The organism is Herbiconiux sp. A18JL235 (assembly GCF_040939305.1).
GTDB lineage: Bacteria > Actinomycetota > Actinomycetes > Actinomycetales > Microbacteriaceae > Herbiconiux.
The window spans coordinates 659,599-676,049 of the sequence record NZ_CP162511.1 but is presented as its reverse complement, the minus strand read 5'-3'; the positions used below and the strand labels follow the sequence as shown (position 1 = coordinate 676,049).

Genomic DNA, 16,451 nt, shown 5'->3' with positions numbered 1-16,451 from the left:
GGTGGTTCCCGTCACCTCGGATCGCGGTCTCGAACCCGCGCTCAGACCACGTCGGCGATGAGGTCGCTCGGTGCGACGGGGCCCGTGGTCACCGTGCGCCAGGCGGCGGCGAGCGCCTCGACGCCCCGCACCAGTTCGGGGTTGCCGTAGCCGATGGGGATGCGGAGGAACCGCTCGAACGCGCCATCTATTCCGAAGCGCGGCCCGGCCGTGATGAGAAGGCCGTGGCTGCGCGCGGCGAGGGCGAGCTGTGAGCTCAGCGGGGCCCCGAGATTCGCCCACACGGCGAGTCCCCCGTTCACCCGTGGCACCTTCCACTCGGGAAGATGGAGCGCGAGCAGGCGCTCGAGTTCGTCGCGCCCGGTGCGCAGCTGCTCGGAGCGCAGGCGGATGACGGGTTCGAAGTCGCGCAGCAGCTCGGCGACGACGAGCTGCTCGAGCACGGGTGTGCCGAGGTCGCCGGCGAAGCGCTGAGCAGCGAGCTTGCGGATGATCGCGGGGGTGGCCCTGATCCACCCCACCCGGAGGCCTGCCCACACGGTCTTGCCCACCGAACCCACGAGGATCGCCGAGTCGGCTGTCGACTCGTCGCCGTAGGCGGCGAAGGGCAGGTACTCGCCCGGCCGGTCGATGTCCATCTCGGCGGTGGTCTCGTCGGCGATGACGAGGGAACCCTGCCGGGCGGCATCGTGCAGCACCCGCGCCCGCAGTTCAGCGGGCATGGACTCGCCGGTCGGGTTGTGGAAGTCGGGCATGAGGTAGGCCAGCGCGGGACTGGTACGAGCGAAGGCCTGCGAGAGGCCGGCGGCGTCCCACCCGTGCAGCTCGTCGGGCTCCTGGCCGCTGCCCGCGGCCGCGACGGTGACGGGAACCAGCCGCGCCCCGGCCATCCGCAGCGCCTCGTACGCATGGGGGTAGCTCGGCAGCTCGACGACCGCCCGGTCGCCCCGGGCCATGAGCGTGCGGGCGAGCAGGAAGATCGCGTGCTGGGCGCCGATGGTGATCATCACCTGGTCGACGCTCGTGGGCAGGCCGCGGGCCGTGTAGCGGGCGGCTACCGCCTCGCGCAGCACCATCGAGCCGAACGGGTCGATGCCGGTGCCGCCGAGCTCGGCGGCGTAACGTTCCATCGCGGCCTGGGTGGCGGCGAACAGGCCCGGGTAGCTCGCCGAGGTCGCCTTCGCGAAGTCGATGAAGTCGCCGGGAGCCTCCTGCCCGCTCACCGGGGCGCGACCGGGCAGCCGCGTGACGCTTCCTGAGCCGCGGAGGCTCGTGGTGTAACCGGCGTCGCGCAGCTCGCGGTATGCGGCCGACACCATGGTGCGGCTCACACCGAGGGCCTGGGCGAAGTCGCGTTCGGCCGGAAGGCGGGTGTCGGTGGGGATGCGCCCGTCGAGCACCAGCAACCGGATGCGATCGAACAGGGCGAGGTACGACGGCCCGGCCGACGAGACACGCCAGTCGCCGAGGAGTGCCATGAGAGCCCGGGTTCCGATTCGCGCGTCAGCCATGACGCCACTCTAGCGATATTGGCCGCTTGATTTGAAGCCAATCGTGAAATTGGATTGGCGACATGACGCACCGGCTCGCCCTCCGCATCCCCCAGCTCGTCGTGGGCCTGGTGCTCTACGGCTTCGCAGACGCCCTCATCATCCGTGCCGCCATCGGCGTCGCGCCGTGGACCGTTTTCGCCCAGGGGCTGTCGAACGTGACGGGTCTCGGCATCGGTCTGCTCACGAACATCGTCGGGCTGTGCGTACTGGCGTTCTGGATCCCGCTGCGACAACGACCGGGCCTCGGCACCGTGCTCAACGTGCTCCTCATCGGACCCTCGATCGAGCTCGGGCTCTGGTTGCTGCCGACCGTGAGCGAGCTGTGGCAGCAGGCGCTGCTCTTCGCGGCGGGCCTGCTGCTGCTCGCCGTCGCGAGCGGCATCTACATCGGCGCGAGGATGGGGCCGGGGCCGCGCGACGGACTCATGACGGGGATCCACTCCCGGCTCGGGTGGCCCATCTGGCGCGGTCGCGCGCTGGTGGAGGGCTCCGTGCTCGTCGTGGGCTGGCTGCTCGGCGGGAACGTGGGGGTGGGCACGGTGCTGTTCGCGGTGCTCATCGGGCCGCTGTGCGGCGTCACGCTGCGGCTGTTCGGGGTGACAGGGAAGCGCGAGACTCAGCCGGCGGCGCGCGCCTTCGCCGCTGCCTTCGCCTCGCGCTTGGTCTCGCGTACGCGGGTGAGCGAGTCGGCGTCGACGATGTCGGCGACCGAGCGGTAGGAGCCCTCCTCGCCGTAGGCACCCGCGGCGGCGCGCCAGCCCTCGGGCGTCACGCCGTACTGCTTGCCGAGCAGGGCGACGAAGATGCGCGCCTTCTGCGCGCCGTACCCGGGCAGACTCTCGAGGCGCCTGAGGAGGGTCTTTCCGTCGGGGTCGCCCTCCGTCCAGAGCGCCGAGGCGTCGCCGCCCCAGTTCGCGACCAGCTCGGCGCAGAGCGCCTGCACACGCGCGGCCATCGACCCCGGGTAGCGGTGCACCGCGGGGGTCTGCCTGAACACCTCGACCAGTGCATCCGGATCGTAGGAGGCGAGGTTCTCGGCGTCGAACGGGCCGCGGATGCGGTCGGCGATCTTCTTCGGGCCCTCGAACGCGGTCTCCATGGCGATCTGCTGGTCGAGCAGCATGCCCACCAGCAGGGCGAGCGGGTCGGTCGAGAGCAGCTCGTCGGCGTCGGCGTTCCCGGTGATGTGGAGCTTCGCGGTCATGTGTCCATTGTGGTGGCAGGATCGCCTTCGGCCCAGAGGGCGGCTCGCGTGAGGCTGCGATCGACGATGGCGCGGGCGTCGGCCGGGATGCTCGCGAACAGGCTGTAGAGGCGGTCGAACTCGAGCTGCAGCAGGGTGTCACGGATGCGCCTGGTCACCCGGGCGGGCATCGGGATGTAGTTGGGGTAGCTGCGCATGATCCCCACCGAGGCGCGATCGGCTCCGATGGTGACGGTGTCGCCCGTGAACAGCACCCCCCGGCCCTCGGCGCCCGCTGCCCAGTGCGCGACGGCGCTGCCCGGGAAGTGGCCGCCGCAGCGCACGAGCCGCACCCCTGGCACGGGTTCGAATTCGTCGTGCCAGAGCCTGATGGCCGGGTCGGGCCTGCGCACCCAGCGCTCGTCGGGGGCGGCGACCCACACCGTGGCGCCGAAGGCGTGAGCCCACTGGATCGACGAACCGGTGAGGTGCGGGTGGCTCGACGCGACGGCGGCGACCCCGCCGAGGGCTCGCACCGCCGCCACTCCCTGGTCGTCGAGGAAGCCGGGCGGCTCCCAGAGCAGGTTGCCGCCGCCCGTCTGCACGAGGAGGCCGCGCTGGCCGATCCCGAGCCGGTGGTCGGTCTCGACGGCGTGCAGCCCCGGTTCGAGCTCGGTGAGCGTGATGCGGTACCCGTCGGCGGCGAGCTCGTCGCGGGTCGTCCAGCGCTGCCCACCCTCGGGCACCCACTGCCGCTCGTCGGTGCAGATCTCGCAGACCGCCGGGGGCTCGTCGGTGTCGGGATGCTCGATCGCGCAGGTCCAGACCGTCATGGGTTCCGTTCTACCGCGGCGCGTAGACCGAGCGGAAGGCCCGCGCGCCCGCGAGGGCCTTCGCGTCGATGCGGGCGGGGTCGAGCACGGCGGGGTCGAACAGCGCGCGATCGAGGGTCGCGCCCAGCACCAGATACGCGAAGTGCTCGGCGGCGAGCTGCGGGTCGGGCACCTGCAGGTGCCCCTCGTCGGCGAGACGCCCGAGCATCGAGGCGATCGCCGCGATGACGCGGCCGGGCACGCGCTCGACGTACTCGACGGCAAGCTCGGGGAAGCGTGCCGACTCGCCGATCAGCATGCGCCGGGTGGCGAGCACACGAGGGGTCAGCACGGCCCGGGCGTGGGCGACGGCGAAGTCGTCGAAGTCCGCCGCGAAGGTCGCGCCGGGCGTCTCGAGCACCTCCACGTGCTCGGCGACGAACGACTCCGCCGTGGCAATGGCACGCCCGACCGCGGCGCGGAACAGCTCGTCCTTGCTCTCGAACAGGTTGTACACGGTGCGCTTGGCGACCCCGGCCTCGGCGGCCAGCACGTCGATGTTGCCGGCCAGGTAGCCGTGACGGAGGAAGTGCTCGGTCGCGGCGTCGAGGATGAGGGCGCGGGAGCGCACCTGCCTGGGGTCGAGGCGAGGGGTCGGATGGGTTGCGGTGCGGTCGTCCACGATGCCATCATGCACTCACCCGTGCAGTAATGCACTCACGGGTGCAGTGCGTGTCGTCACCCCCGGCACCCGACCGGCCCTGGACCACCCGGAGGATCACCATGAGCGCAGCCCCCGCCGACCCCGCCGACCCCGCCGACCCCGCCCCCGATGCTCCTGAGCTCGACAAGGCGGCCGCCGTCACCCGGTCGATGCTCGGCTGGGGCGCCGTCGCGGGGCCGTTCTACCTGGTCTTCGGCCTCATCCTCGCCCTCACCCGGCAGGGATTCGACCTCGGTCGCGATGCCCTCAGCCTGCTCATGCTCGGCGACGGCGGGTGGCTGCAGATGCTCAACCTCGCGCTCGCGGGGGTGATGACGCTGGTAGCGGCGATCGGCCTCGCCCGCACACCCGCCTGGTCGCGGGTGGCAGCCGTGCTGGTCGGCGTCTACGGGGCGTGCCTGGTGCTGAGCGCGGTGTTCCCGCCCGGCGCGACCGCCTCGTTCCCGCCCGGCGCCGGCGGGGGCGGGTCGTTCTCGGTGTCGGGGCTCCTGCACCTGGCCTTCGGCGGGCTCGGCTTCGTCGGCCTCGGGGTCGCGGCCATCGTCGCGGGGTCGTGGGCGGCGCGCACGGTGTCGCCGGCCGCCGGTGCGCTGTCCCGTGTCGCGGGGGTGGTCGTCATCGTGGCGTTCGCGGCCGGCGGCGCGTTGTCGAACGGACCCGCCGGGGTCGCACTGCTGTGGCTCGCGGTGGCCGTCGCCTGGCTCTGGCTGGCGCTCGCGAGCGTCGCCGCCTATCGGGCTGTGCCGCATCCGTTGTACGCCCGACGCTGAGGTGCACGCCCGACGCTGAGGTGCACGCCCGACGCTGAGTCCCCGCACCTGCGCGAACCCTCCCGGTGTGCTCCGTCGACGGGCGGGTCGGTGGAGGTAGGGGGACACTGGGCGCAGCGAGGGTCCGAACTGCGGGCCGCAGGGATGGTGCGTCATGAAGGTCGTGATCGTCGGGGCATCCGGCAACCTGGGAACGGCGCTGCTGAGGCGTCTCGGCGCCGAGGCCGGAGTCGAGGTGGTGGGGGTGTCGCGGCGGGTGCCCGACCGGTCGGCGGGTCCCTACGACCTGGCAGCCGAGTGGCACCGCCTCGACATCGGGGAGTCGGGGGCTGACGCCCGGCTCGCAGCCGTCTTCGGTGGGGCGGATGCGGTGGTGCACCTCGGGTGGGCGCTGCAGCCGAACCACGACGAGGGCGCGATGGCGCGCACCAACGTGGCGGGAACGCGCGCGGTGCTCGAGGCGGTCGCGGTCGCCGGTGTTCCGCAGGTGGTGGTGGCGTCGTCGGTCGGCGCCTACAGCTTCGGCCCGAAGTCGCGGCGCGTCGACGAGCGGTGGCCGACGGGCGGCATCCAGACCTCGCACTACGGCAGGCACAAGGCGATCAACGAACGGGAGATGGACGCGTTCGAGGCCGCGCATCCGTCGGTCGTGGTGACCCGCATGCGTCCTGGACTTGTCTTCCAGCCCGACGCCGCGCGCGAGATCGCGCGACTGTTCGCCGGGCCGCTCGTGCCGGTGCCCCTGCTCGGGCTGCTGCGGCACCTGCCGGTGCTGCCGCTGCCGACGTCGCTGGTGTCGCAGGCGGTGCACGCCGACGACGTCGCCGACGCGTTCTGGCGGGCGATCGAGCGCCGAGCGGGCGGCGCGTTCAACCTCGCCGCCGAGCCCGTGCTCGGCCCCGAGCAGGTTGCGGAAGCGCTCGGGGTGCCGCGCACGGTTCCGCTGCGTCGGCAGGTGCTGCGTGCCGTGGTCGACGTCAGCTGGCGGCTGCGGGTGCAGGCCACCGACCCGGGTTGGATCGACATCGCCACCTCGGTACCCCTCATGTCGACCGATCGTGCCCGATCCGAGCTCGACTGGGTGCCGGCGGTGTCGTCGACCGAGGCGTTGCGCGCGATCGTCGAGGCGTTCGCATCGAACCGTGGCGTGGGGGCCTCGCCGTCGCTGCACCGGTGAGGGAGACTCGTCACCATGACTCAACCCACGCATGACCAGCTCGAGGCGTCGCAGCACACCGAGAAGCGCACCGTCGGCGGCGAGCTGCGCTACTACCTGAAGGATGCGGCGTCGCACCTGAAGAAGCTGAACGAGCCGTTCGATCCCGACGGCCTCGAAGCCTGGTTCACCCCCGACGGCACCTTCCACGCTCAGGGCCTGAACGCCAACGCCGGGCTCTACGCCACCATGGGCGCCGCCGCCGGCGCCGCCATCGCCGCCGGCTGACCCCGACCCGCTGCCGCGCCGCCGGATTGCGCCTACCTCACACTCGGCGGGGGCTCGGGATGGGGTGCGGATAGGCTCGGCGCCGTGGGGACGCGCGGAGGGGTGGGGCGGCCGGGCGACGGCGACGCCGGGTTCGCGCGCGCCATGGCGGAGGCGCGGCGGCCGACGGGGATCGCGCTCGGCACGGTGGTCGCCGTCGCGGTGACCGTGGCGATCTTCCAGCTCGGGCCGGTGCTGCGGTTCGTGCTGCCGGCGGAGCTGCTCGAGCAGGGCGGCATCGTCGCCCTCGCCCCCGCGTTCCTCGTCGCATGGCTGCTGCTGTGGGCGTGGCTGCGGTTCAAGGAGCGACGCGCCTTCGCGAGCATCGGGTTCCGCGAGCGGTCGAGCGCTGGCGGGCGCATCGCCCGCGGGGCCGGAGTCGCGCTCGCCCAGATGGGCGTGTACCTCGTGGTCGGCGTCGCGACCGGCAACCTCGTCTTCGTCGCCACCCCCGCCGGCTCGCTCGTGCACGCGCAGGCGCTCGGCTGGGCTGCGCTCGCCCTCCTCGCCTTCGCGGTGCAGAGCGGCGCCGAGGAGATCGTCGCCCGCGGCTACCTCGTGCAGGTCTGGTACCCGCGCACCGGCGTCGTCGGCGCCGTGATCGTCTCGGCCCTCTACTTCACGGTGGCGCACTCCCTCTCCGACGAGTTCAGCATCCTCCCACTGGTCGACATGACCCTCTACTCGGTGCTCGCCGTGTTCTGGGTGCTCACCGAGCGCTCACTCTGGGGTCTCATCGCCTACCACGCCACCTGGAACTGGGCGCAGGGCAGCCTCTTCGGCGTCTCGGTGTCGGGAACCGAGGTTCCGAACTCCGTCTTCGTCGTGAACCCCACGCCCGGCGCATCGACCCTCGTCAGCGGCGGCGACTACGGCGCAGAGGGCAGCCTCGTCGACATCGCGGCGCTTCTGGTGCTCACAGCGATCGCCGCCACCGCGTACCGCCGCGGTCGCGGTTCCCGGGGTCTCCCGAGAACACCGGATGCGCGCACCAGCACCAGCACCAGCACCAGCACCAGCACGGACACAGAGATGACGAGGCCATGATCGACCGACCACCCCAGCCCACCGTCCGCACCCGGCGGCTCGAGCATCCGGGCGCCCTGCTCGCCCTTGTCTTCACGCTGGCCTTCGCGCTCGTGGTGGGTGCGCCTTTCGCGGTGAACGCGGCGATCGTCGACCCCCGTGTGCACGACATCCCCGCCGACGGCGCCACCATCTCGTATGATCCGCCCGACGGCACTGCTGGGGTGGAGTACCGCGCGCCCGGCGGGTGGTTCTACCGGGAGTCGGAGCTCGACAGCGACCGCCAGGTGTTCAACGCCCCCGACGACTCGGCGACGATCGAGGCGAGGTTCGTGCCCGCGGGCACGTCGGCCCGGGCGACGCTCTCGGCTGCGCTCTCGACCGACGACGCGGGCCTCGTGCTCGGCCCGGTCGACCCGTCGACCGAGGCACCGGCCGACGCCACGACCGGCGCGACGGGCGAGCGCCTCTGGGGAACCAGCGGCGACGGCGGCGTCGTGGGAGTCGCCGTGGTGCCCGGCACGACGATGGCCGTCGTGGTGACCGCTCAGGGCACGCCACCCGGCGGCAGCTGGGCCGCGGTCGAGAGGCTGCTCGGCAGCGTGACGGCAAAGGCGGCGGCATGAGCACCGCATCCGAGCTCGACACCCGCACACCGTGGTGGAACCCGGTCTGGCGCCTCGCCCAGCCGATGAGCTGGCTGCTCGTCCCGCTCACGCTCGCGGGCGTCGTCGCCCTGCTCTGGTACCGCCTCCCGAGCTTCGTCGCCGATCCGGTGGTGACGATCGCCGCCGTGCTGGCCCAGGTGGTGCTGGGGGGCCTGCTGTTCCTGCTGCTGCGGGCCGTCGACCCGTTGCGTTCCCTCGGCAGGCCGCGCATCCTCTTGGTCACCGCGGTGGCCTGGGGCGGCGGGCTCTGCGTCTTCCTCTCCGGGTTCCTCAACGAGCAGATCGACGCGATCGGGGCGAAGCTCGGTCTGGCGAGCGGCCTCATCCTCTCGGCACCGATCATCGAGGAGGGCGTCAAGCTGCTCGGGGTGCTCGCCCTCATCGGGGTGGGGCGGCGCTGGGTGCGCGACCCGATCGACGGTCTCGTGCTCGGCGCGGCGGTGGGCATCGGCTTCCTGACGGTCGAGAACGTCACCTACGCCCTCACCGCGTCGAGCGACGCCGTCGCCGCCGACTTTCCGGTGTGGGAGGCGGTGACGCAGAGTCTGCTCGTGCGCGGCGCGCTCGGCGTGGGGTCGCACTCGCTCTACGCGGGGATCGCCGGGTTCGGGCTGGCGGCGCTTATCGTCGGCCACCAGCGCCGACGCACGGGGCGCGGGGTGCTCGTGTTCGCGGCGTCGCTCGTGACCGTGCTCGCCGCCCATCTGCTGTGGGACGCGGAGTGGGGCCTCGCCTCGCCGGCGAACGTCGTCCCGCCGGCGATCATCGCGGCCGCCCTGGTCGTGATCGCCGCGGTGCTGCTCGTGCGGGCGCGCCGCCGGGTGCGCGAACGCGGCCTCGTACCCGCCGCCGACCGGGCTGCCCGGGCGGGAGACACCGTCTCGGAGTAGCGTCGCACCCACGGGGCCGACCGGAGGGAGATCGCGTGGACGAGTCGACGGATGCGAAGACGGCGAACACCCCGGATGCGCGTGCCGACACCGCAGATGCGGCCGCGGTCACGATCGGCGAGACGGATGCGGAGCGCTGGCTGGTGATCGACGGCCGCCGCTGGCGGCGCACCGACCCCGAACTCCCTCCCGAGCTCGTCGACGCGCTCAAGTCGGAGCTCGGCCGCGGCCGGGCCGGGGTGCGCGCAGCGCGCCGCTCCGACGACGGCACCCGGCTGAGCGCGGCGCGTCGGCGGGTCGACCTCGCGAAGCGGGGCCTCGGCGAGCGGGGGCCCGCCTGGTGGGATCTCTCCCCCATCGACCGGCTCAGCCGCGCCGAGGCCGCACTCGCCCAGCTGCGCAGCTCAGGCGTCAGCGGAGCCGGGAACGGGAACGGGAACGGCGGCAGCCACTCGTGACGAGCCTGGCCGCCGACGACCTCGGCACCCGCCTCGAGTCGACAATCCTCGACCTCCTCGCCCGGCGCGCCCCCTCGACCATCTGCCCCTCCGACGCGGCCCGCGCCGCGGTCGAAGGAACCGACGAGCCCTGGCGCCCCCTCATGGAACCCGTCCGCGACGCCGCCCGTCGCCTCGTCGCCCGCGGTGAGGTCGAGGTCACCCAGCACGGCGAGGTCATCGACCCCACGTCCCCGAAGGGCCCCATTCGCATCCGCCTCACGGAGCGCTGAGGGCCTCACGCACCAGGCGACTGAGGAGGGGGACGGTGTCGGTCTCGAACCAGGGATTGCGCAGGCGCCAGCCCTGAGTGAGGGGGGACGGGTGCACGATCGGGAAGTACGGCAGCCGGGTGCCGGCGGCGCGCACGGTCTCGGTGAGCGAGAGCGCGGGCCGTGAGGGGAGATAGCGGCGCTGGGCGTAGGCGCCCACCAGCACCGTGAGCCGCACCGAGGGCAGCAGCTCGAACGCCCGCGGGTGCCACTGGGCGGCGAAGCCGGCGCGCGGGGGCGCGTCGCCGCTGGCCGCCTTGCCCGGGTAGTAGAAGTCCATCGGAACGATGGCGAGCCGGTCGGGGTCGTAGAACTCCTCGTCGCTCACTCCGAGCCAGGAGCGCAGGCGCACACCGCTCGGGTCGTCGAAGGGGATGCCGCTGGCCTGGGCCCGCCGTCCGGGCGCCTGGCTCACGATGAGCACCCGTGAGCGCTCAGAACCCACCACGAGCGGCGCGTACCCCCGCTCGCGCGCCCAGTCGTTCGAGGGGTGGGCCGCCACCTCGTCGCGGAACCGATCGAACTCCATCACCCCACCATCCTGCCCCGACCCGCTACCCTGGTGCCGCGGCGCGGCCACGGTGGGCGCGGGCAGCGACGGGGGTGGGGATGCCTGAGCAGACTTCGACGGCACGGGTGACGGCGGCGCGCCTCTGGTTCGGCGCCATCGCGGTGATCGTGTTCGCCGCCCTCGTGGTGCAGATCGTGCTCGTGTTCACCGGCGGGCAGGACGTCAACTCCACCCAGCCACAGGGCAACCAGAGCCTCGGCGAGAAGTTCGTGAACCTGTTCAGCTACTTCACCATCCAGAGCAACCTGTTCGTGCTCGGCACCTCGACGGCGCTGGCGCTGAACATCCACCGCGACGGGCGGCTCTGGCGCATCCTCCGTATGGACGCGATGCTCGGCATCATCATCACGGGCATCGTCTACGACTTCGTGCTGGCACAGCTGGTGCACCCCACCGGCTGGGCGCTGGCCGCCACCATCGGGTTCCACTACATCTCCCCGTGGGCCACGGTGCTCGGCTGGCTGATCTTCGGGCCGCGCCCTCGCATGGGCTGGAAGACGATGGCACTCGCCTTCGTCTGGCCGATCGCCTGGCTGCTCTACACCTTCATCCGCGGCGCGATCACCGGCTGGTACCCGTACCCGTTCCTCGACGTCGACCTCATCGGCTTCGCCGACTCGGTGCGGAACTCCGCGGTCATCCTGCTCGTGGCCATCGGCATCGCCGCCGTGCTCGTCGTTCTCGACAAGCGGATGCCCGCCCTCGTGCGCGAACCCGTCACGCGCGACTGAGCCCGGGTTCCGCAGCCGCGCCGTCGACCCGTTCGAGCAGGTCGTCGATGGCGGCGGTGGCGAGGATGCGGTCGACGGTGATGAGCGCGAGCCCCGTCACCCCCGCCACCTCGCCGAGGTCGGAGACGCCGATGACGAGGTTGCGGGTGGCCAGCGGCTGCGAGCGCTGGTAGACCCGCTCGCGCACCCCACTCAGCAGCACCTCGCCGCACTCGGCGAGCTGACCCGAGATGACGATGGTCTCGGGGTTGAGGATGCTCACCAGGTCGGCGACGGCGTCGCCCAGGATGCGGCCCGCCTGCCGCACCAGCCGCACGGCGCCGAGATCGGCCTGGCGCACGAGCGCGACCACCCCGGCCACGTCGACCACCTCGCGCCCGTCGAGCTCGAGGTCGCGGATGAGCGCCCAGCCGCTGGCGTAGGCCTCCACGCATCCGGTGTTCCCGCAGCGGCAGGGCAGCCCGTCGGCGGAATCGGCGATCGCCGCCCTGGTGTGGCCGATGTCGCCCGCCGCCCCCTCTCCCCCGCGGATGATGGAGTTGTTGAACACCAGCCCCGACCCGATTCCGGTGCCCACCTTGAGGCTGATGAGGTTGTCGTGGCGGCGCACCCGTGCCTCGGCCACGGCGCGCGAATTCGCGTCGTTCTCGACGACGACAGGGGCCCCGCGGGGGGCGAACCAGCCGGCGATGTCGAAACGGTCCCACCCGGTCATGATGGGCGGGTTCACCACGCGCCCCGCGGCGAACTCGACCGGCCCGGGCACACCCACGCCGATGCCCCACACCTCTTCGCCGTCGAGCAGCTCGTCGAACGCCTCGTCGACGAGCGAGAGCACCGGATGCGGGCCCTCCCACACGTTCACCGCTCGCGAGGTGTGCCGGAGGGGCTCGCCCGCGAGATCGCAGACGGCAGCGACGAAGCCGGTGGCCCCGATGTCGGCGGTGAGGATGACGGCGCGCGATCGATTGAGGGCGAAGCGGCTCGAGGGGCGACCCCCGGTCGACTCGCCTCCGCCGATCTCGGTGATGAGCCCTGCGTCGTGGAGGGCGCCGAGGCGCTGGTTCACCGTCGAGCGGGAGAGACCCGAGAGGTCGATGACCTCGGTGCGCGACAGCTCGCCGTGCTCGCGGAACAGCGCGAGGACTTCACCGACGTGGGTTCGCACATCCTTCACTTTACGCAGAGCTCCATCGCTGTTGTGACCGTCATGGTCGGGTTCCTGGCTCAATTCAAACACATGTTGGAGAGAAGTTGGGTCACTTTTGGTTTGCAATAAATCAAAAGTGGGCGTAGTTTCAGATCGACGGCACGTAGTGGTGCCCCAACCCGCCAAGGATCACAATGTTCAGCAAAGACGCAACGTGGATGCGCTCAGCGCGCATCGCCCTCCCTCTCGGAATCGCCGCCCTCGCCCTCGCCGGTTGCGCGGGCAGCGGCTCGGGCGACGGCGGTGACGGCTCCTCGTCGAGCAAGGTCGCCGCGGTCATCAAGGGTCTCGACAACCCGTTCTTCCAGGCCATGGAGTCGGGAATCCAGGAGACCGCCGACACCGACGGCGTCGACGTCACCATCCAGGCCGCCGCCGACATCGGCGACACCACCGGCCAGGCCGACAAGCTCACCACGCTCGCCGGGCAGGACTTCGGCTGCTTCATCGTCAACCCGATCTCGGGCACCAACCTGGTGCAGGCGCTCGCCACCATCGGCACCTCGGGCAAGCCGATCGTCAACATCGACAACCCGATCGACTCGGATGCCGCGAAGTCGGCGAACCTCGACATCGCCACCTACATCGGCACCGACAACGAGGCGGCCGGCGGCAAGGCGGGCGACTTCGTGAAGGAGAAGGTGGCAGCGGGCTCCGAGGTCGCCATCATCGGCGGCGTCGCCGGCGACGTCACGAGCGCAGCCCGCGTCGACGGCTTCAAGGCCGCCATCGGCAGCGACCTCGACGTCATCCAGGAGTCGGCGGCCGACTGGAAGCGCGAGGTGGCGCTGACCACCGCGACCGACATCATCGCGGCCAACCCGAACGTGAAGGCCTTCTTCGCCGCCAACGACGACATGGGCCTCGGCATCGTCAAGGCCGTCGAGAACGCGGGTCTCACCGGCCAGATCGTCGTCGTGAGCGTCGACGGCAACAAGGATGCGCTCCAGTCGGTGAAGGACGGCGGGCTCTCCGCCACCGTGGCGCAGTACCCCTACGCGATCGGCACCCTGGGCCTGCAGGCCTGCGAGGTGGCGACCTCGGGCGGCGAGCTGCCCAAGGAGATCGAGTCGCCGACCGCCCTCGTCACGCCCACCGAGGCCGACGACGCCATCTCCGCCTTCCCCCAGCCCTTCGCCCCCTTCGAGAACCCCCTCGAGCCCCTCCTCCCCACCAACTAACCCCCCTCCCTCTCTACCGGCGGTGCACCTGCCCTGGTGGGTGTCGATTCCGGTCTGAGGCGCCTTTGAGCTCCGCTCAACCCCTAGCCTCAGACCGGAATCGACACCCGCCGGGGCCCCGCCTCCACCACAGAAACGTGACCTCATGACCAGTACCGCCACCCCCAGCCCCACCAGGCTGCAGGCGATCGGCCAGAACGTGCGCCAGATCTCGTTCTGGGCCGAGAACGCCGCCCCCATCGGCCTCGTCGCCCTGGTGATCGTCTTCGCCAGCCTCAGCCCGACCTTCCTCACCCTCGGCAACATCAAGGCGATGCTGGTCGCCGCCGCCATCCTCGTCATCCTGGCGATCGGCCAGTCGTTCGTCATCACGACCGGCGGCATCGACCTGTCGATCTCGGCGACGATGACGTTCGGCGCCATCGGCTTCGGTCTCGCCTTCCAGGCGGGCGCCGGCTTCTGGCTCTCCGCCCTCGTGGCCATCGTCGCGGGTCTCGCGATCGGCCTCATCAACGGGCTGCTGATCGCGAAGGGCAAGGTCACCGACTTCATCGCGACCCTCGGTACGCTCTCGGTGGCCACGGGCCTCGCGCTCATCGTCTCGAACGGCAAGCCCATCACGGTCACCAGCCCCGAGCTGCTCACCCTCACCTCGGGCTCGCTCGGCATCTTCGGCTACCCGATCATCCTGGCGGCGATCGTCGCCGTGCTGGCCTGGTTCTTCATGTTCCGCACCCGCTTCGGTCTGCACGTGCAGGCGGTGGGCGGCAACGAGGAGAGCGCCGTGGCCAACGGCATCAGCGCCACGCGCATCCGGATGGCCGTCTACCTCATCTCGGGTGGCCTGGCCGGGCTCGCCGCCCTCCTCCTGGTGGCCCGAGTCGGAGCCGCGGAGCCCGCCATCAACACGCAGTTCCTGCTCAACTCGATAGCCGCCGTCGTGCTGGGCGGCGTGAGCCTCACGGGCGGCAAGGCCAAGATCGTCGGCCCCGTCATCGGCGCCCTCCTGCTCACCGCCCTCACGAACGGTCTCACCCTGCTCGGTGTCTCGCAGTTCTACCAGCCGCTCGCCGTCGGACTCGTCGTGGTCCTGGCCGCCCTACTCACGAGGTTCCAGAAGAAATGACCGATCAGTACAACAGCCGCCCCGAGGGCTCGCCCCATACCGGCACCACGCAGACGCGCGACTTCATCCTCAAGGCCACCGACATCAAGAAGTCGTTCGGCGGCGTGCACGCTCTCAAGGGCGCGTCGATGACCATGCGCCGCGGCGAGATCACCGCGCTCATCGGCGACAACGGCGCCGGCAAGTCGACGATGGTGCGCTGCCTCTCCGGCATCCACCGCCCCGACTCCGGCAGCATCGTGCTCGACGGCGAAGACGTCACCTTCGAGACGCCGAACGCCGCTCGCGAGCGGGGCATCGAGACGGTGCACCAGACCCTGGCGCTCGTCGAAGACCTCACCGTGTGGCAGAACTTCTTCCTCGGCCGCGAGAAGACCCACGGCGTGGGCCCGTTCCGCACCCTCGACCGCAAGCTGATGAAGGCGACGGCGGGCGACCTGCTGAAGAACCTCGCCGTGAACGTGCCGCCGGTGACGAGCAAGGTGCGCCGCCTCTCCGGCGGTCAGCGCCAGGCCGTGGCCATCGCCCGTGCGGCGGGTTGGGGCTCGAAGATCGTCATCATGGACGAGCCGACGGCCGCGCTCGGTGTGCAGGAGACCGCGCGTGTTGAGGGCGTCATCAACACCCTCCGCGACTCGGGGGTCGCGGTGCTGCTCATCAGCCACAACTTCGACCAAGTGATGCGCCTCTCCGACCACGTCTGGGTGATGCGCGCCGGCATGGCCGTGGCGGAGCGCCGCACCGAGGAGACCGACGGCGACGAGCTGGTCGCCCTCATCACCGGCGCGAAGGCCTCCTGACATGGTGGTCGACAGCCGCATCCCGTTCCGGAGGGCCGCGGCGCTCCCCGCCGTGCCGCTCGGCGTGCACGCCGGGGTGTGGGTGAAGGACTGGTCGCCCGCCTCGGCGCGGTTCGCGTTGGAGGGCAGCGCGGCTGCGGGATTCGATCTGGTCGAGATCCCGGCTCCGGCCCCGGTCTCCGAGGGTTCGCTCTCGGCGGCGGGCACCGTGGCCCTGCTCGACGACACCGGCCTCGACGCCGTGGTGTCGCTCGCGCTCGACCCCGCCTCCGACATCAACACCACGGATGCTGCGGCCTCGGCCCGCGGCGAGCGCCGCCTGCTCGACGCCGTCGAGTTCGCGCACGCCATCGGGGCGGGCTACGTGGGCGGGGTGACCTACTCGGCGATGACCAAGTACGACCGGCCCGCCACCGCCGCCACCCGGGCGAACGCCCTGGCCGTGCTGGAGCGGGTGGCCGCGGCGGCCCGTCAGGCCGACGTGCGCATCGGCCTCGAGTACGTCAACCGCTACGAGAGCAACCTGCTGAACACCGCCGCGCAGACGGCCGAGTTCATCGGCGAGCTGCAGGCTCGCGGCGTCGACAACGCGCTGCTGCACCTCGACACCTACCACGCCAACACGGAGGAGCTCTCGCTCACCGACGCCGTGCACGACGCGGGCGAACTGCTGGCGTACCTGCACCTCTCCGAGAGCCACCGCGGGCGGCTCGGCACCGGGTCGCTCGACTGGGCCGGGCTGTTCCGGGCCCTCGCCGACACCGGCTTCCGCGGCCCCCTCACGGTCGAGTCGTTCTCCCCCGCCGTCATCTCGGCGGCGACCCGCGACGAGATCGGCGCCTGGCGCACGCTCTGGAGCGACCCCGTCGACCTCTCCCGCTCCGCCGCCGCGTTCGTGCGCGAGCAGCTCACCGCATCCGCTCTACTCACCCCCATCGACTGAAGGACCACCGC

General features: G+C 71.7%; 20 protein-coding genes. 14 read left to right on the top strand and 6 right to left on the bottom strand.

What is annotated here, in order from left to right; genetic code table 11:
- Positions 1-41 precede the first annotated feature (41 nt).
- Complete coding sequence (locus ABFY20_RS03110) at positions 42-1,511, bottom strand: PLP-dependent aminotransferase family protein (protein ID WP_368498493.1); 1,470 nt, start codon at positions 1,509-1,511, stop codon at positions 42-44.
- Positions 1,512-1,573: 62 nt separating this feature from the next.
- Between ABFY20_RS03110 and ABFY20_RS03105 the strand changes: the two genes are divergently transcribed.
- Positions 1,574-2,272 carry a YitT family protein gene (locus ABFY20_RS03105; RefSeq protein ID WP_368498492.1) on the top strand — a complete coding sequence of 233 codons (699 nt, stop codon included), beginning with the start codon at positions 1,574-1,576 and terminating at the stop codon, positions 2,270-2,272.
- Here the strand turns inward: ABFY20_RS03105 and ABFY20_RS03100 are convergent.
- Genes ABFY20_RS03100 through ABFY20_RS03090 form a run of 3 tightly spaced genes read right to left on the bottom strand, consistent with a single transcriptional unit; the run spans position 2,170 to position 4,230 of the window.
- Positions 2,170-2,757 carry an HhH-GPD-type base excision DNA repair protein gene (locus tag ABFY20_RS03100; protein WP_368498491.1) on the bottom strand — a complete coding sequence of 196 codons (588 nt, stop codon included), beginning with the start codon at positions 2,755-2,757 and terminating at the stop codon, positions 2,170-2,172. The genes ABFY20_RS03105 and ABFY20_RS03100 overlap by 103 nt on opposite strands.
- Positions 2,754-3,569 (bottom strand): MBL fold metallo-hydrolase, encoded by an 816-nt coding sequence (locus tag ABFY20_RS03095; protein ID WP_368498490.1) that lies wholly within the window; start codon positions 3,567-3,569, stop codon positions 2,754-2,756. The genes ABFY20_RS03100 and ABFY20_RS03095 overlap by 4 nt, the downstream gene beginning before the upstream one ends.
- Positions 3,570-3,579: 10 nt before the next feature.
- Positions 3,580-4,230 carry a TetR/AcrR family transcriptional regulator gene (locus tag ABFY20_RS03090; protein WP_368498489.1) on the bottom strand — a complete coding sequence of 217 codons (651 nt, stop codon included), beginning with the start codon at positions 4,228-4,230 and terminating at the stop codon, positions 3,580-3,582.
- Positions 4,231-4,331: 101 nt separating this feature from the next.
- On the opposite strand from ABFY20_RS03090, the gene ABFY20_RS03085 reads away from it, so the two are divergent.
- The 8 genes from ABFY20_RS03085 (at position 4,332) to ABFY20_RS03050 (ending at position 9,839) form a co-directional block, all read left to right on the top strand.
- Positions 4,332-5,042: a DUF998 domain-containing protein gene (locus ABFY20_RS03085; RefSeq protein WP_368498488.1), complete on the top strand. Its 711-nt coding sequence runs from the start codon at positions 4,332-4,334 to the stop codon at positions 5,040-5,042.
- A 154-nt stretch (positions 5,043-5,196) separates the two neighbouring features.
- Entirely contained in the window at positions 5,197-6,219 is a 1,023-nt protein-coding gene (locus ABFY20_RS03080; RefSeq protein WP_368498487.1) for an NAD-dependent epimerase/dehydratase family protein, read from the top strand.
- A gap of 15 nt (positions 6,220-6,234) precedes the next feature.
- The gene (locus ABFY20_RS03075) at positions 6,235-6,486 is read left to right on the top strand and encodes a hypothetical protein (RefSeq protein ID WP_368498486.1); all 252 of its coding nucleotides are present in this window, start codon (positions 6,235-6,237) and stop codon (positions 6,484-6,486) included.
- An 84-nt stretch (positions 6,487-6,570) separates the two neighbouring features.
- The gene (locus ABFY20_RS03070; protein WP_368498485.1) at positions 6,571-7,572 is read left to right on the top strand and encodes a lysostaphin resistance A-like protein; all 1,002 of its coding nucleotides are present in this window, start codon (positions 6,571-6,573) and stop codon (positions 7,570-7,572) included.
- Positions 7,569-8,177: a hypothetical protein gene (locus ABFY20_RS03065; protein ID WP_368498484.1), complete on the top strand. Its 609-nt coding sequence runs from the start codon at positions 7,569-7,571 to the stop codon at positions 8,175-8,177. The genes ABFY20_RS03070 and ABFY20_RS03065 overlap by 4 nt, the downstream gene beginning before the upstream one ends.
- Positions 8,174-9,109, top strand: coding sequence for a PrsW family intramembrane metalloprotease (locus ABFY20_RS03060; RefSeq protein ID WP_368498483.1), 936 nt, complete (start codon positions 8,174-8,176; stop codon positions 9,107-9,109). Before ABFY20_RS03065 ends, ABFY20_RS03060 begins: the two co-directional genes overlap by 4 nt.
- Positions 9,110-9,222: 113 nt before the next feature.
- On the top strand, positions 9,223-9,567 hold the full coding sequence (locus tag ABFY20_RS03055; protein WP_368499855.1) for a biopolymer transporter Tol: 345 nt from the start codon (positions 9,223-9,225) through the stop codon (positions 9,565-9,567).
- Positions 9,564-9,839: a DUF3253 domain-containing protein gene (locus tag ABFY20_RS03050; RefSeq protein ID WP_368498482.1), complete on the top strand. Its 276-nt coding sequence runs from the start codon at positions 9,564-9,566 to the stop codon at positions 9,837-9,839. The genes ABFY20_RS03055 and ABFY20_RS03050 overlap by 4 nt, the downstream gene beginning before the upstream one ends.
- Here ABFY20_RS03050 and ABFY20_RS03045 read toward each other — a convergent pair.
- Entirely contained in the window at positions 9,826-10,407 is a 582-nt protein-coding gene (locus ABFY20_RS03045; RefSeq protein ID WP_368499854.1) for a uracil-DNA glycosylase family protein, read from the bottom strand. The two genes, ABFY20_RS03050 and ABFY20_RS03045, sit on opposite strands and share 14 nt — an antisense overlap.
- Before the next feature lie 80 nt (positions 10,408-10,487).
- On the opposite strand from ABFY20_RS03045, the gene ABFY20_RS03040 reads away from it, so the two are divergent.
- Positions 10,488-11,180, top strand: coding sequence for a Pr6Pr family membrane protein (locus ABFY20_RS03040; protein WP_368498481.1), 693 nt, complete (start codon positions 10,488-10,490; stop codon positions 11,178-11,180).
- Here the strand turns inward: ABFY20_RS03040 and ABFY20_RS03035 are convergent.
- Complete coding sequence (locus ABFY20_RS03035; protein WP_368498480.1) at positions 11,167-12,348, bottom strand: ROK family protein; 1,182 nt, start codon at positions 12,346-12,348, stop codon at positions 11,167-11,169. The genes ABFY20_RS03040 and ABFY20_RS03035 overlap by 14 nt on opposite strands.
- A 176-nt stretch (positions 12,349-12,524) precedes the next feature.
- Here ABFY20_RS03035 and ABFY20_RS03030 point away from each other — a divergent pair, with 176 nt between their 5' ends.
- The 4 genes from ABFY20_RS03030 to ABFY20_RS03015 all read left to right on the top strand — a co-directional run bounded on the left by ABFY20_RS03030 (position 12,525) and on the right by ABFY20_RS03015 (position 16,440).
- Complete coding sequence (locus ABFY20_RS03030) at positions 12,525-13,571, top strand: substrate-binding domain-containing protein (RefSeq protein WP_368498479.1); 1,047 nt, start codon at positions 12,525-12,527, stop codon at positions 13,569-13,571.
- A 145-nt stretch (positions 13,572-13,716) separates the two neighbouring features.
- Positions 13,717-14,697, top strand: a complete 981-nt coding sequence (locus ABFY20_RS03025) for an ABC transporter permease (protein ID WP_368498478.1) — start codon at positions 13,717-13,719, stop codon at positions 14,695-14,697.
- A complete protein-coding gene (locus tag ABFY20_RS03020; protein ID WP_368498477.1) occupies positions 14,694-15,497 on the top strand; it encodes an ATP-binding cassette domain-containing protein in 804 nt (267 codons plus the stop codon). Before ABFY20_RS03025 ends, ABFY20_RS03020 begins: the two co-directional genes overlap by 4 nt.
- Before the next feature lies 1 nt (position 15,498).
- Positions 15,499-16,440 (top strand): sugar phosphate isomerase/epimerase family protein, encoded by a 942-nt coding sequence (locus tag ABFY20_RS03015; RefSeq protein ID WP_368498476.1) that lies wholly within the window; start codon positions 15,499-15,501, stop codon positions 16,438-16,440.
- Positions 16,441-16,451 lie beyond the last annotated feature (11 nt).